Raw genomic sequence first — 13,680 nt, forward strand, 5'->3', positions numbered from 1 at the left:
CGGCCTCGGCGAGCGCCGCGCCGCTCGTGGCGAAGGTGGCGGCGGAGTACCCGCTCGTCGACCTGTCGGTGCAGGAGCCGGCGATCGAGGACGTGATCGCGCGCATGTACGCGGGGCGTACCGGCTGAGGGGTCAGAGCTTCGCGGGACCCGAGCCCTTGAGGAGCTTGAGGTCGAGCGTCTCCGCCATGGCGCGGTAGCCGTTGTCGCTCGGGTGGAGGTGGTCGCCCGAGTCGTAGGCGGCGCGCAGGCGTTCGGGGTGCGCGGGGTCGCGGAGGGCCGCGTCGAAGTCGACGACGGCGTCGAAGACCTTGCCCTCGCGGATCTGCTCGTTGACCTGCTGGCGCACCTGGTCGAGGTGGGGCCGGAAGCCGCGGTGGCCGCCGAAGGGCGTGAGGGTGGCGCCGACGACGCGGAGCCCGCGCGCGTGGGCCTGCCCGACGATCTGGCGCAGGCCCTCCACGATCCGGTCGGGGTTGCGCTGCCGAGGCGGCTTGATGATGTCGTTGAGCCCCATCTCCACGACGACGGTGCGGACGCCGGTGCGCGAGAGGACGTCGCGGTTCATGCGCTCCAGGGCGCTCGGGCCGTTGTTCGGCGAGTACTTGCTGCCGTTGATGAGGACGCGGTTCCCGCTGACGCCGGAGTTGAGGACGCTGTAGCGCGGTGCGCCGCGCTCGGTCCGCAGCCGTTCGGCGAGGAAGTCGGTCCAGCGGCGGTTGGCGCCGGGGCTGGAGGTGATGCCGTCGGTGATGGAGTCGCCGAGGACGGCGACGGCGCCCTCGGTCTCCGCCGACCAGACGTCGACGCCCGTGAGGTAGCGCCAGTACGGGCTCTGCTGGGTGAACGCGGTCCCCGAGGTCTCGTCGGCGCGGTCGCCCTGGGCGACGTAGCTGGTCTGGCGCGCGTACGGATGGTAGGAGACGGGGCCGGAGGGCTCGGGCGAGTAGGTGGTGACGAGGAGGTCGGCGGCGTGCGGGACGTTGAGGCGTACGGCGTCGCTGGTGATCTCCTGCCCGGCGGGGATCGTCACCGACTCGCGGTCGCCGAAGCTGAGCCGGCGCATGGTGCCGGCGGCGGCCGTCGGGTTGCTGGGGGCCGCGGCGAGCGCGAGCGTCGCGTGCGAGATCACCAGGGGGCGGTTGCCGTAGGTGTTGGAGAGCCGGATGCGTGCGCCGGTGCCGCCGACGGAAGTGTGGACGACGTTGCGTATGGACATGTCCATGAAGCCGTCCTGGGTGCCGGGCTCGGCGGCGACGGGCGACGCCGACCAGGAGCCGACCCAGTTGCCCGAGGAGGCGGGGGCGGCGGAGTTGCGCGCCTGCGGGGAACCCGAGTCCAGCCCTGCGTCGGTGTTGCCGACGCCGATGAAGATGGCGGTCGACACGAGGACCACGATCGCCGCTAGGCCGGCGAGCAGGGCATAACCCATGTTCCTGGTCACGCGCGGGGACTCTCCTCAACTGGCGGGGCCCGCAGGGGCCTCCGGGATGATCAGCGGTGTCATGATCCCACGATCCGGTACGGAGTTCGCACGGGGCGCGAGGGGATACGGCCGATGGCGGGCCCTCCTTCCGGCACCCTGCGATGCCTTGCCGTGTGCGTACGCCGAGTGCCCGCGCCTGGTGCGTGCGGGACGGGACGCGTCCATGTCGTTCCGCCGTCACAGACGCAGGAGTCACCTGTGCCGTTCCCTCCCCGGGCGGCGGACTTCGGGGAGCCGCCTCGGGTAGAGGGAGAATGGGCCGGGCCGCCCGGCCTGGTCCAGGACTCTCCAGGATCGTCGCACGGGCGGCCGAGACGGCGTCCGAATCCGGACGCCACCGGGGCGGACCTGCACGAACGCCCCGGCCGGCGGCCGGAAGGGCGGCCGGTTCGAGTGGAGCGCGGTCGCGGGACCGCGGCGAGGGCGGAGTCGATGGAGCCGAGGAGCGCGAGCGAGGACACCGGTCGTGACAATGCTCACGCGGGTGCACCCTCCGGAGCCGGAGTGGCCGGAAACGGCGCCCCGCGCAAGGGCGTTGGCGAGAGCGGGGACCCCGGCAACGGCACGGCCGGGCCCGCGCCGCGTGGCCCGAGTGCGCCCGCCTCCCGGGGCAGCGCCGAGGCGGAGGCCGAGCGGCGCCGCGGGGTGCGTCGGATGAAGACGATCGCCACGGGGGCGCTCCTGCTGATGGCCGTCGTCTTCGTACTCGCCAAGTGGGCGGGTCACGCGGGGGCGGGCGGCTGGACGGGATACGTCGCCGCGGCGGCCGAGGCCGGGATGGTGGGGGCGCTCGCCGACTGGTTCGCGGTCACGGCGCTCTTCCGCCGGCCGCTGGGGCTGCCGATCCCGCACACCGCCATCATCCCGACGAAGAAGGACCAACTGGGCACGAGCCTCGGCGAGTTCGTCGGCGAGAACTTCCTCTCCGAGGAGGTCGTGCGGACGCGCCTCGGCGCCGTCGGGATCGGGGACCGGCTCGGCGCGTGGCTCGCCGAGCCGGGGAACGCCGACCGCGTCACGGCGGAGTTGGCGACGGCGCTCCGCGGCACGCTCACCGTCCTGCGCGACTCGGACGTGCGGATCGTCGTCAGCGAGGCGATCACCCGCAGGGCGCGGAGCCAGGAGATCGCTCCCGGGCTGGGGACGCTCCTCGCGCGGATCGTCGCCGACGGGGGGCACCGCCGCGTCGTCGACCTCGTCTGCGCCAGGGCCGCCGAGTGGCTGGAGGTGCACAGCGACTCGGTGCTCCAGGCCGTCGAGTCGGGGGCGCCCGGGTGGACGCCGCGGTTCGTCGACCGGCGGGTCGGCGAGCGGGTCTACCGCGAACTCCTGCGCTTCGTCACGGAGATGAGGGACTCGCCCGACCACCCGGCGCGCGGTGCGCTCGACCGCTTCCTCGCCGACTTCGCGCGCGAGCTGCGCGAGGACCCCGCCACCCGGGCACGTGTCGAGCGGCTCAAGAGCGACCTCCTCGGCCGGCCCGAGGTGCAGGAGCTCATCGACTCGGCGTGGAGCGCGGTGCGCGGGATGCTCGTCGCCGCCGCCGAGGACGAGCGGAGCCAACTCCGGATGCGCGCGCGGGACGGACTCCTCTCGCTCGGCGGGCGGATGTCGGCCGACGAGCAGCTCCGACGCAAGATCGACGGGTGGGTCGAGGGCGTCGCCGTCCACCTCGTCACCACCTACCGCGCCGAGATCACCTCGCTCATCTCGGAGACCGTCGCGGGATGGGACGCCGAGCAGACGACGCGGAAGATCGAGAACCAGGTCGGCAGGGACCTCCAGTTCATCCGGATCAACGGCACCGTCGTCGGTGCGCTCGCGGGGCTCGGCCTTTACACCGTTGCCGGGTTCTTCGGCGTGTGACCGCAGGCGCCGCCTAGGATCGCCTGCCGTGCGTACCCGTCCGCAGCTCCTCTGGCTGCTCGCCCCCTACGCGCTGTACCTTGCCGCCGTTCCGTTGGTGAACCGGGTGCAGCCGACGCTCTTCGGCGTCCCCTTCCTCGTCTGCTGGCTGCTCTTCGCGACGCTCGCGACGCCGCCGCTCGTCCACCTCGCCCACCGCGCCGACCGGCGCCGCGTGCGCGAGGCGCGTCGGCGTGCGGGCTCCGACTCCGCGTCCGGGGAGGGGAGTTGAGCACCGACGCGGTCGTCTCCACCGGCATCCTCGCCGGGTTCCTCGTCCTCACCGTCGTGCTGGGGCTGCTCTCGACGCGCGGGCGTGCGAAGGGCGGCGGGCTCGCGGACTGGTCGGTGGGCGGGCGGAGCCTCGGAACCGTCTTCATCTGGGTCCTGATGGCGGGCGAGGGGTACACCAGCTTCAGTTACCTCGGAGCCGCCGGGTGGGGCTACGACTTCGGGGCGCCCGTGCTGTACGTCGTCGCCTACATGTCGCTCGGGTACGCGCTCGGTTACGTCGTCGGGCCGATGCTCTGGTCCTACGCGAGGCGGCACGGGCTCGTCGGGATCACCGACATCGTCGCGCACCGGTACGGGAGGCGGTGGCTCGGCGGCGGGGTCGCGGTGCTCGCCACCGTCTTCCTGCTGCCGTACATCCAACTCCAGATCACCGGGATGGGCGTCGTCGTCTCGACGGTCTCCTACGGGGCGATCAGCCTCAACTGGGCGTACTTCCTGGCGTTCGCGGTGACGACGGGGTTCGTCGTGCTCAGCGGGTTGCGGGGGAGCGCCTGGGTGTCGGTGCTCAAGGACGTGCTCGTGGTGCTGACGCTCGGGTTCCTCGTCGTCTTCGTGCCGCTGCACTACTTCGGCGGCTACGGCGAGCTGCTCTCCCGGCTCGTCGAGGAGAAGGGGGAGTGGCTCACCTTCCCCGGGCACGACTCCGGGGGCCTGGGGGAGGGGTGGTTCATCTCCACGAGCCTCCTCAACTCCCTCACGGTGGTGATCTTTCCGACGACGGTCGCCGGCTACCTCGGCGCACGCAACGCCGAGGCGCTCCGGCGGAACGCGGTCTGGCTGCCCTTCTACAACGTGCTGCTCTTCGTGCCGATGCTGCTCGGCCTCGCCGCGCTCTTCGTCGTGCCCGAGCTCGCGGGTGCCGACTCCAACCTGGCGCTCTTCAAGCTCGTGATCGACTCGCTGCCCGGGTGGGTCGTGGGGATCGTCGGGGTGGCGGCCGCGCTTTCGTCGATCGTTCCGATGGCCGTCTTCATGCTGGTGATCGGGACGATGTGGGGACGGAGCGTACTGGGCGCCGTGCCGCGGCTCGCCACGCGGCAGAAGCTCTGGTCCCAACTCGTGGTCGTCGTCTCGGGGTTGCTGGCGCTGGTGCTCACCTACACGGCGCCCAACACGCTGGTGCGGCTCTCCCTCATCAGCTACGAGGGCATGGCGCAGCTCGTCCCGCTGATCCTGCTGGGGCTGGTGTGGCGCCGGTTCACGCTGCCGGGGGCGCTGAGCGGGCTCGCGGTCGGCGTCGGCGTCGTCTGCGCCCTCGTCTTCACGGGGCACGATCCGCTGCGGGGCGTCAACGCCGGCCTCCTCGCGCTGGGTTGCAACCTCGCGGTCGCGCTCGTCGTCACGTGGCTGGGCCCGCGGGGTCGGGACGACCGTCGGCCGGACGGGGAGGTCCTCGCGTCCGATCTGGGGGGTGGGGAGCCGGAGGACGCGGGGGTGTCGGCGGGGGGTCGGGAATCGCTGTAGGGGAAAACGGCTACGGGCCATTTCCAGAGGCCACTTCGGGCGGACAACTTCGTTGCCCTCGTCCCTCTTGCGCTTGAGTGGGGACTGCATGCACTCGACGAAACTGCTGCGGTGGTCGGCAGTCGCGGGGAGAATCGTCGGGAGGAGGTGTGTGCCGTGAGCAAGGACAACAAGCAAGGTCAGGACGGAGCGGGTGATGACAGTTCGCTCGCTGTCACACCGCAGCTAAAGAAGTCAGTGGCTCGGTACATGGACGACGAGTTGGAGCCGGCGTTCGCGAAGGCCGGCCGGGGGGCGGACAAGACCTCCGAAGCGGTATCCGGCGAGGACGGGAGTAGCGGACCGATCTCGAAATGGGAGACGGGGAAGGGTGTTGCTCATTGCTCCGAGGAGTGGGAGCAGCAAGTCACGGACGTCCGGCGGCTGTTGCACAACCAGATGAAAGCCCTCCGGAGCACCGGGAATCTCTTTCAGGGGCAGGATGTCAAGACCGGGGACGGATTCGAGCTGAGGCCACCCAAAGGGCCGATCTTGCCGACGCACTCGAGACCTCGAAGCGTACTCGACGACCTCTGAGGACCTGAGGTGGACCTTACCTATCATGACATCGTGAACGCTGACTTCAGCTCTCTCACCAGCGCAGCCAAAAAGTGGCGCACCATGAGCGGTGATGTCGGCGAGGTGCGGAGCGACTACGACAAGCATGTGCGTGGTCGCTTGTCCCGTTGGCACGGGGAGTCGGCGCAGGCCTTTCGTGAGTCGTCCAAAAAGGTGCGCTTGGAGTTCACTGCGCTCAAGAACCGCGCACGAGGCGTTGCCAACCTGCTGGACGACGCGCACGAGACGCTGCAAAAAGCCAAGGGGCAAGTGGAGAAGGCGGCCGGCAAGGCGCGCGAAGCAGGGATGAAAGTGGATGCGTACGGCCGCTGCAAGTTGAACCTGGAGGACATAGAAGATCCCGAAGAACGCCAGGCCGTGCTCCGTGATCCCAACACCCGGGAGTCGGAAGCCAGTTGGAACCGCTACATAGACAAGGCAGTGAGCGAGGCGGCCGAGCAGGACCGCGAGATACGGTTGGCCCTGAAGGCTGCGATACGTCCTTCCGAGAGTGACTACAAACGTGTTCCCACGGACGACGTCCAGGAATACGCAGCAAAACGTGCAGCCAAGCTGGCCGAAAAGCTGGAGAACCGCGAACACCTGACGGACGCACAGCTCTCGGAACTGTACACGCTCATCCGCACGAACTCGGACGACAAGGAGTTCAGCCGAGAGCTGCTGGACAGCCTGGGACCGGAAGACACGTTGCGCCTGAACACTCAGCTCAACGACCAACTGGACTCGGGCTCCGGCTCACACCGTGCGCAGCTCGCAGGCGTCCGGCAGGGGTTGGCGGATTCAGTGGCAACGGCCACGCACGTTCCGCAGTTCGAGGGGCCGGACGGAAAGGCGCTGACCGTAGGGACGCCCGCGTACAACGCACGTTTTCGTCAGTGGGTACAGACCGAGGATGGCAAGTGGTACCAACACTGGCGCGAGGGTATGCGCGATGCAGGAACCCAGCGTTTCCGCACACAGGCGGACCCGGACGGCAAGGGGCCAGGAACCCACACGACGGTGTCGGGGTACCAGTCCCTGGTCGACCTGATGAAGGACGGGGACGGATACTCCCCGCAAGTACTCATGGACGTGGCTGACGACGTCCGTGCGGCGGAGGAAGACCATCCTTCCGTCTCGCGAATTCCAGGGGTCGACGGAGACGGGTTCGGCTACGAGGGCTGGTTCGTGGACGAGCGCGATCCCCTCGACGGCCTGCTGGGGATGATGGCGGACGATCCGGACACCGCTGCGGCGTACCTGAATCCCAAGACGGACCCTGATCCGACGGACTCCGGCAATCCCGGGAACGAACGACTGGAGGACCTTCTCAAGCACCGTGACTGGCCGGGGAACGGCGGCGACGCACACCCCGGATTCGACGAGGCGCTGGAGGCCGGGGCGACGGGGCGGTTGCCCGATACTCCGGCGGACCAACCGGGTCCGCGGCACTCGGCCGCCAACGCTGAAGTGTTCAAGGAGGCTGTCCACGTTGTCGGAAGTGACCGTTCCTTGGCCGAAGAAGGCGGACGTATGGCGGCTCTCAGGCCTACCCTCGGTGCTATCGCTGCTGACTACCCCGGGGATCTCCAGCATGCGATCAACGCGTACGAAAAAATTCCCTCGCAGGGTGCGCAGGGCATGGACGAGGCCGAGGTAAAGGCCTTCCTGGCCGTACTCGGGAAAGATCCGGAAGCCTACAAGGCAATCACGTCTTCACAGGATGCTTTGACCGTCGAACGTCTCAATGAAGCATATTCGGACGACAGTCTGAAGAAGTTGCCCGAGACGGTTCGCCAGCAAGAGGTCGAGCGAATTGCTGGGCATCACGTGAAGGAAGGAGCGGAGATTGCTGGGGTAATGAGTGAAGCCAAAGCGCAGGCAGTTTACGAAGAAAAAGTTGCAGAGATGCGGGACTTCAATTCCTCCGTTGACGAGGCTGAGAAATGGGCAAACAGGGTGGTGGCCATCGGTTCGGATCGCGTACCGGGCGGGGACTGGGCCCGGGAAGAAATAAGCGAGATGATCTCCGCGCACGCCAAAGAGGACGCTCCGATTTCGGAAGAGGAGGCCCAGGCGAAAGGGAAAAGTCAATTCAGTGATTCAAAGGATGCGGCGAAGAAATTTGCAGATATGGCCATGCGTAAGGCACTCAAGGATAACGGTGTGAAGGTGGACCTGGTTGACGCGGAGGACGCGGCGTCAGGTAAGCAAGTCAGCAGTTCCTTCAGCCAAGGGTCCGGTGAGGAGCGCGATCGCTCCGATGACTGAAGAGGACAGGTAGTGGAATGCGACGGAGGTGCTCCAGCGTCCTTTCGGGCGTCGCGTGTGCAGTTCTATTTTTCGCAGGCTGTTCCGGAGTAGGGGCGGCGCGCTCCTACGATGTTCCTGAATCTTTCTGTGGACTCGACTTGCCGAAGAGGCTGTATGCGCCAGTGTTTGGTCCAGGTGAAGAACTGCATTCAGATCCTCCATCCGACTGGAAAGTCAAGGATTTTGGCACCAACTTGTGCATCTACTACGTAGGCAGCCCCGGGGAGGTGTCGGAAAGACTCTGGCTGCGTGGGAACTGGCACTTCCGGGAGAGTAGTGCGGTGAATCCACGTGTCAACGTAAAGAAGCAGGGTGGAAAGCCGCAGCGTTATAGTGATAGGTACAGCGTCTACACTTATAAATCGGGAGCGGAGTCGGTAGTTGAGTGCAGGGCGAAGCATGAGCCGAAATTGGTCGGTAACGAGAAAGTGCCAGATCGCTTCACTCTAAGTCTTGATGTTCCCTATTCTCTGTTCGACGGGCGTGAGAAGGGCACCGCACACAAGGTGTTGGGGAAGCTGATGCTGGCTGTGGCTGAGGGAGTGGCAGATGAGTTGCCCTGCGCGGAGCCGGTGCGGAACGGTTGAGTAGGAGTGTGCGGTCCGGAAGACGGGGGTGCTGGGCCGCAACCCAGGGCGATGCAGTGGGCTTGACGAGTGCGGCCCGTCGTCAGCCGCCTGTCTTCTCCGGCTTGCGGTCGGGAGAAGGCAGACGGCTGAGGTGACGCTCCGGGCCGTCGGTGATCAGGCGCCGCTGTGTGGGAGGAAGGCGGCCCAGGCGTCGGCGGGGACGACGAGTTCGGGGACAGTGCGGTCCTTCGAGTCGCGGACGTGGACGGTGCGGGGCAGGCGGCTACCTCGACGCAGGCGCCGTCCTCGCTGTTGCTGTGGCTGGACGTGAACCACGTCAAGGGCCTGCCGCAGCAGGGGGAGGTTACCGAGGGTGCAATGACATCCCGTTCCCACGCCGTTACTGAGAAGTATGAGCCGAAGGCAGCCCGCTTCCGGCATGGACAGCGAGTTCCCCTGCGGCCACCGACGGGCGGCTCCGGTAGGACGTCCCGCCGGGCCGCGCCGCCGGTCACGCTGGAGAAGCTGCGGTCCCGCCCCTTGAGCGCACCTGGCTTCCGTGCGCGCAACAGGCCGCGCACACACCCCCGTTGGTCAGCCCCGTGCCTCCCCGATCAGCACCCGGCAGCCGTTCGCCGCGGAGGTGCGCGCCGCCTGGAGGACCTCCAGGGTGGTGGCGGCGTCCCAGGCGGTGACCGGTGGCGGGGTGCCCTCGCGCAGGGAGCGGACGACGCCGCGGTAGTACGCCGGGTAGTCGCCGTCGAGGCTCGGGACGGGGTGGGCCTCGTCGACGGTGCCGAGCATGCCCCACGCCGGGTCGGGCTCGACGCCCCACGGCATGTCGGGTGCCGGGCGCGCCCCCGCGCGGAGCGCCGCCTCCTGCGGGTCGAGCCCGTACTTCACGTAGGCGGCCGCGCTTCCCAACGCGCGGAAGCGCGCGCCGTGTTGGGCGGCCGTCGAGCTCGCCCACAGGTGGCTGCGGACGCCTGAGGCGTGGGTGAGCGCGAGGAAGACGTCGTCGTCGGCTTCGGCGGCTGCGCGGCGGGTGTCCACCTCGGCGTAGACGGCGGCGACGGGGCCGAAGAGCACGAGCGCCTGGTCGACGAGGTGGCTGCCGAGGTCGTAGAGCAGGCCGCCGAACTCCTCGGGGTCGCCCGACTCCCGCCAGCCGCCCTTGGGTTGCGGGCGCCAGCGCTCGAACCGCGACTCGAAGCGGTGGACGTCGCCGAGCGCCCCGCGCTCCAGCAGCGCGGCGAGGGTGCGGAAGTCGTTGTCCCAGCGGCGGTTCTGGAAGGCGGAGAGAAGCAGCCCCTTGCCTTCGGCCAACTCACCGAGTTCCACCGCCTCCTGGGCCGTCGGTGCGAGCGGCTTGTCGACGACGACATGGAGGCCGGCCTCCAACGCGCGCCGTGCGAGCGGCACATGGGTGCGGTTCGGTGAGGCGATGACCACGAGGTCCAACTCCTCGGTACGGGCGAGGAGTTCGTCCGCGGTGTCGAAGACGCGCAACTGCGGGCCGAGTTCCTCGACCGCCTGTGCCGCGCGCCCGGCGTCCGAGGTGACGACGGCGGAGACGCCGATGCCGTCGACGGAGGCGAGGAGCGGGGCGTGGAAGTAGCGGCCCGCTGTGCCGTAGCCGATGAGGCCGGCGCGGAGCTCTCCTGGGGGCGGTGCGTTCATGTGCCGAGTCTCCCAGTGTCCGCCGGGGACCGCAGCCCGCGCCGGTTCAGCCCCCGACGGCGAGGAAGAGGAACGACCACAGCAGCGCGACGATGCCGGCCGCGAACGCGCTCTTCGCGAACCACGAGGGCCGCACGTCGTGCGCGAGCGCGCCGAGGACCAGCGCCGACGTCCCGAGGATGATCCCGAAGGCGAAGAAGGCGAGCACCCCGCAGGCGAGGCCCGCCGCCGCCAACCCGTCGCCCTCACGGAGAAGCCTCTGCGGAGCCTCCGCTTCCACGCCGGCGGACCCACCCACCTCGCCCATAGCAGGCACCTCCCGAAGAATCAGCCGAGTCGACCTCATGCCCCGTACGTACGGCACGCTAACGGGCGCGGTGCGTGAGAAGGACCGCTTGGCGCATCCTCGCCGCCCGCGAGGTCGGGGCCCCGCAGCGGGAGCCCGCCCGCACCCCTCCGGTTACGCTGAAGCCCCGGGTCCGGGCGGCTCGGGCGCACCTTCGACGTCGACCGGCAGGGAGCCCGCACGTGGCAGAGCGCAAACCCATCGAGTCCTGGCTCACCGACATGGACGGTGTGCTGATGCACGAGGGCATCCCGGTCCCCGGCGCAGACTCCTTCATCAAGCGCCTCAAGGAGTCCGGGCGCTCCTTCCTCGTGCTCACCAACAACTCGATACACACCCCGCGCGACCTGACCGCCCGCCTCAGCCGCATCGGGCTCCACGTCCCCACCGAGAACATCTGGACCTCGGCGCTCGCCACCGCCCAGTTCCTCGACGACCAGCGCCCCCACGGCACCGCGTACGTCATCGGGGAGGCCGGACTGACGACGGCGCTCCACGACATCGGCTACGTCCTCTCCGACCAGGAGCCCGACTACGTCGTCCTCGGCGAGACGCGCACGTACAGCTTCGAGGCGCTCACCCGCGCGATCCGCCTCATCAACGCCGGCGCCCGCTTCATCGCGACCAACCCCGACGAGACGGGCCCCTCCGCCGAGGGCGCCCTCCCCGCGACGGGCTCGGTCGCGGCGCTGATCACCAAGGCGACGGGACAGGAGCCGTACTTCGTCGGCAAGCCCAACCCGCTGATGATGCGCGCGGGGCTCAACGCGATCGGCGCGCACTCCGAGACCACGGCGATGATCGGCGACCGGATGGACACCGACGTGCGGGCCGGCATGGAGGCGGGGCTGGAGACGTTCCTCGTGCTCACCGGGCTGACCAAGGCCGACTCCGTCGAGCGCTTCCCCTTCCGTCCGTCCAACGTCGTCGACTCGATCGCGGAGCTCGTCGACCTCGTCTGAGCCGGGGGCTCCGTACGGAGTAGCCCGGGATGCGGGCGGGCTGCGGGGCTTGCAGCGTCGGGGGTACCGACTGCTCGGGAGGTTCCGTGTCGCTCGTGTCCGCTGCCCGCTGCCTTGCGCCCCTCGACGGGTGCGGGGCGATCCCCTACGCGCCGCCCCGCGGTCGCGCCGGTGCGGCGCGGTGTGCGGGAGAGGGGTGAGCCGGCTTGTCCGAGCAACGGGCCGCGTGCCGCGGCAGATCGGTGCGCCGGCGGGTGCTCTTCGCCGCCGGGTGGGTTCTCCTGCTCCTCGCCGCCTGGGTGTTCGCGCGCGGTGCCACGTCGCTCCACGCCGGCGGTCCGCTCGCCGGACTGCCCGGCAGCCTTGCCGAAGCGGGACGCCTGGCAGGGGGAGGGCCGGAGCACCGCGTCTCGGGGGGCACGGCCGAGGGGCGTCCGTACGCCGAGGGGCCGCAGAGCGGTCCTGAGCGTCCGCGGCCGGGGGCGCACGAGCCGCTCGCCGGCGGGGCCGTGCCGCGGACACTGGTCATCGAGAGCCTCGGGGTGCGCGCCCCCGTGGTGCCCGGTGACGAGGGAGCGCGGCTGGTGCCGAACGGCCGCCCGGACGCCGTCGGTTGGTACAGCGGTGGGCCCGTGCCGGGCGCCGACGGGACGGCGCTGCTGGTGGGCCGGTCGGACGCCGGCGCCCTCGCCGGGCTGGCGGGGGTCCGGCCGGGGCAGCGGGTCGGCGTGGAGCGTGGCGGGTCCCGCGCCGAATTCACCGTCGCCAAGCGCCAGTCGGTGGAGTGCGGGAGCCTCACCGGCGGCCCGTACCCCTCGCAGCCGGCCGGAGGCCCGCAGGACCCGCTCGGCGGGCCCGCGCCGCACGGCGGGGCGCACCGCGCCGAACTCCGCGTGCTCGCCTGCACGCAGGAGGGCGGGCCGGGCGCCGACGTGATGGTCTCGGCGTATCTGACGGGGGTGCGGAAGAGCTGAGTGCCGGTGCCGATACGCCGCCGTACCGCGGTAGGCCCTCCGCGGTACGGCGGCGTACGTCCGGGGGTCAGCCCGTTTTGGAGGTCCGTCCAAGGCCGAGCGCGCCGAAGACGCCGCCGAGGCACGCCCAGAGCACGGCGTGCCCGGCGAGCGAGAGCACCCGGAAGTCCCAGAGCAGCGTCGGTGCGACGGGGACGGGGTCCGGGTTGGACGGCAGCAGGAAGAGCGCGACGACGGTGAGGACGACCGCGCCGGCGGCCGCCGTGTGCCGAACGGGCGCGCCGAACCCCGCCCGCGCCAGGCGCAGTTGCACCTGCCAGGCGAGCACCGTTCCGAGGACGCCCACGGCGAGCGCGGCGACCCACAGTGCCTGCCGCTCGCTCACCGTCCCGCCGTCGCCCACGCCCGGCGGGTTGGCCGGGTACCGCAGCCCCGGCAGCAGCGAGAGCGCGAGGAACCCGGCGCCGGCGAGGAGCAGCGCCCTCCGCCACGGCCCGTCGCCCTCCGCCGGCCTCCCGCGGTGGACGGCCGCGTGGACGAGCGCGAAGAAGACGCCGACGGCGAGCCCCACGACGACGGCGGTGACGACGAGCCCGAAGTGCTGCGTGCCGCGGGTGAAGAGCTCCTCCTCGGCGGCGTGCACGTGCCCGGCCGCCGCCTCTTCGGCAGCCGCCCGCTTCTCCTCGGCGACGATCGCCTTGTCCATCAGCGGCTCGGCGAGCAGCAGCGCGAAGAGTCCTGTCACGAGCCCCGCGGCGCCGCCCGCGAGGACGCCGCGGCCGAGAACGGGCAGCAGCGGCAGGGGAGTCGGCGCTTGGACCGGGGTGGAGTTGTCGCTCATGGTCCGCCTCCCCGTCAGTGGCACGGGGCGCCGAAGAGGTGGCGGCCGTCGTGGGAGAACTCGTGGAGGTACTCGCCGGTGGCGGAGACGAGGTTGCCGTTGTCGACGAAGACGGCGTAGAGCGCGAGCAGCGCGACGAGCGCGGCGGCGACGGCGATCATCAGATCCCTGGCGCGTACGGTGGCCGAGCCCGCGTCCGGTGCGGCCGTGCCGGCGGTGTGCGAGGACATCGCAGAACCTCCTCCTGGGG

Annotated in this window: 13 protein-coding genes and 1 pseudogene; 8 read left to right on the forward strand and 6 right to left on the reverse strand. The window is 70.1% G+C overall.

Translation table 11 applies throughout. From position 1 onward, the window contains the following. Positions 1 to 132 precede the first annotated feature (132 nt). Complete coding sequence (locus tag F603_RS0122120; protein ID WP_019548133.1) at positions 133 to 1,431, reverse strand: SGNH/GDSL hydrolase family protein; 1,299 nt, start codon at positions 1,429 to 1,431, stop codon at positions 133 to 135. 486 nt (positions 1,432 to 1,917) lie between these two features. On the opposite strand from F603_RS0122120, the gene F603_RS0122125 reads away from it, so the two are divergent. The 6 genes from F603_RS0122125 (at position 1,918) to F603_RS35160 (ending at position 8,645) form a co-directional block, all read left to right on the forward strand. Continuing rightward, positions 1,918 to 3,351: a DUF445 domain-containing protein gene (locus F603_RS0122125; protein WP_026328631.1), complete on the forward strand. Its 1,434-nt coding sequence runs from the start codon at positions 1,918 to 1,920 to the stop codon at positions 3,349 to 3,351. A gap of 28 nt (positions 3,352 to 3,379) precedes the next feature. Beyond that, on the forward strand, positions 3,380 to 3,622 hold the full coding sequence (locus tag F603_RS0122130; RefSeq protein WP_019548135.1) for a DUF3311 domain-containing protein: 243 nt from the start codon (positions 3,380 to 3,382) through the stop codon (positions 3,620 to 3,622). Next, positions 3,619 to 5,148: a sodium:solute symporter family protein gene (locus F603_RS0122135; protein WP_019548136.1), complete on the forward strand. Its 1,530-nt coding sequence runs from the start codon at positions 3,619 to 3,621 to the stop codon at positions 5,146 to 5,148. Before F603_RS0122130 ends, F603_RS0122135 begins: the two co-directional genes overlap by 4 nt. A gap of 156 nt (positions 5,149 to 5,304) precedes the next feature. After that, positions 5,305 to 5,724 carry a hypothetical protein gene (locus tag F603_RS0122140; RefSeq protein WP_019548137.1) on the forward strand — a complete coding sequence of 140 codons (420 nt, stop codon included), beginning with the start codon at positions 5,305 to 5,307 and terminating at the stop codon, positions 5,722 to 5,724. Between the two features lie 33 nt (positions 5,725 to 5,757). Next, positions 5,758 to 8,016, forward strand: coding sequence for a DUF6571 family protein (locus F603_RS0122145; protein WP_158678669.1), 2,259 nt, complete (start codon positions 5,758 to 5,760; stop codon positions 8,014 to 8,016). Positions 8,017 to 8,156: 140 nt separating this feature from the next. Beyond that, positions 8,157 to 8,645, forward strand: a complete 489-nt coding sequence (locus F603_RS35160) for a hypothetical protein (RefSeq protein WP_158678670.1) — start codon at positions 8,157 to 8,159, stop codon at positions 8,643 to 8,645. 156 nt (positions 8,646 to 8,801) lie between these two features. On the opposite strand, the pseudogene F603_RS36405 reads toward F603_RS35160, so the two are convergent. The 3 genes and pseudogenes from F603_RS36405 to F603_RS0122155 all read right to left on the reverse strand — a co-directional run bounded on the left by F603_RS36405 (position 8,802) and on the right by F603_RS0122155 (position 10,614). Beyond that, a pseudogene (locus tag F603_RS36405) lies at positions 8,802 to 9,208 on the reverse strand (DUF397 domain-containing protein). Positions 9,209 to 9,221: 13 nt separating this feature from the next. Further along, complete coding sequence (locus F603_RS0122150) at positions 9,222 to 10,307, reverse strand: Gfo/Idh/MocA family protein (protein ID WP_019548139.1); 1,086 nt, start codon at positions 10,305 to 10,307, stop codon at positions 9,222 to 9,224. 46 nt (positions 10,308 to 10,353) lie between these two features. Beyond that, the gene (locus tag F603_RS0122155; RefSeq protein ID WP_019548140.1) at positions 10,354 to 10,614 is read right to left on the reverse strand and encodes a hypothetical protein; all 261 of its coding nucleotides are present in this window, start codon (positions 10,612 to 10,614) and stop codon (positions 10,354 to 10,356) included. Positions 10,615 to 10,835: 221 nt separating this feature from the next. On the opposite strand from F603_RS0122155, the gene F603_RS0122160 reads away from it, so the two are divergent. Both F603_RS0122160 and F603_RS0122165 read left to right on the forward strand, forming a co-directional pair. After that, on the forward strand, positions 10,836 to 11,615 hold the full coding sequence (locus tag F603_RS0122160; RefSeq protein WP_016908518.1) for an HAD-IIA family hydrolase: 780 nt from the start codon (positions 10,836 to 10,838) through the stop codon (positions 11,613 to 11,615). Positions 11,616 to 11,821: 206 nt separating this feature from the next. Next, positions 11,822 to 12,589: a class F sortase gene (locus F603_RS0122165; RefSeq protein WP_051096306.1), complete on the forward strand. Its 768-nt coding sequence runs from the start codon at positions 11,822 to 11,824 to the stop codon at positions 12,587 to 12,589. A 67-nt stretch (positions 12,590 to 12,656) separates the two neighbouring features. Here the strand turns inward: F603_RS0122165 and F603_RS0122170 are convergent, their stop codons facing one another. Next, positions 12,657 to 13,430: a CbtA family protein gene (locus F603_RS0122170; RefSeq protein WP_019548142.1), complete on the reverse strand. Its 774-nt coding sequence runs from the start codon at positions 13,428 to 13,430 to the stop codon at positions 12,657 to 12,659. A 14-nt stretch (positions 13,431 to 13,444) separates the two neighbouring features. Beyond that, positions 13,445 to 13,660, reverse strand: coding sequence for a CbtB domain-containing protein (locus F603_RS0122175; protein WP_019548143.1), 216 nt, complete (start codon positions 13,658 to 13,660; stop codon positions 13,445 to 13,447). Between the last annotated feature and the right edge of the window lie 20 nt (positions 13,661 to 13,680).

This window comes from Streptomyces sulphureus DSM 40104, from assembly GCF_000381025.1.
Taxonomy (GTDB): Bacteria; Actinomycetota; Actinomycetes; order Streptomycetales; family Streptomycetaceae; genus Streptomyces; species Streptomyces sulphureus.

Coding starts and splice junctions, on each gene's coding strand:
- F603_RS0122175 (WP_019548143.1), bottom strand. CDS start 13,660: ATGTCCTCGCACACCGCCGGCACGGCCGCACCGGACGCGGGCTCGGCC.
- F603_RS0122155 (WP_019548140.1), bottom strand. CDS start 10,614: ATGGGCGAGGTGGGTGGGTCCGCCGGCGTGGAAGCGGAGGCTCCGCAG.
- F603_RS0122125 (WP_026328631.1), top strand. CDS start 1,918: ATGGAGCCGAGGAGCGCGAGCGAGGACACCGGTCGTGACAATGCTCAC.
- F603_RS0122120 (WP_019548133.1), bottom strand. CDS start 1,431: ATGGGTTATGCCCTGCTCGCCGGCCTAGCGGCGATCGTGGTCCTCGTG.
- F603_RS0122150 (WP_019548139.1), bottom strand. CDS start 10,307: ATGAACGCACCGCCCCCAGGAGAGCTCCGCGCCGGCCTCATCGGCTAC.
- F603_RS0122170 (WP_019548142.1), bottom strand. CDS start 13,430: ATGAGCGACAACTCCACCCCGGTCCAAGCGCCGACTCCCCTGCCGCTG.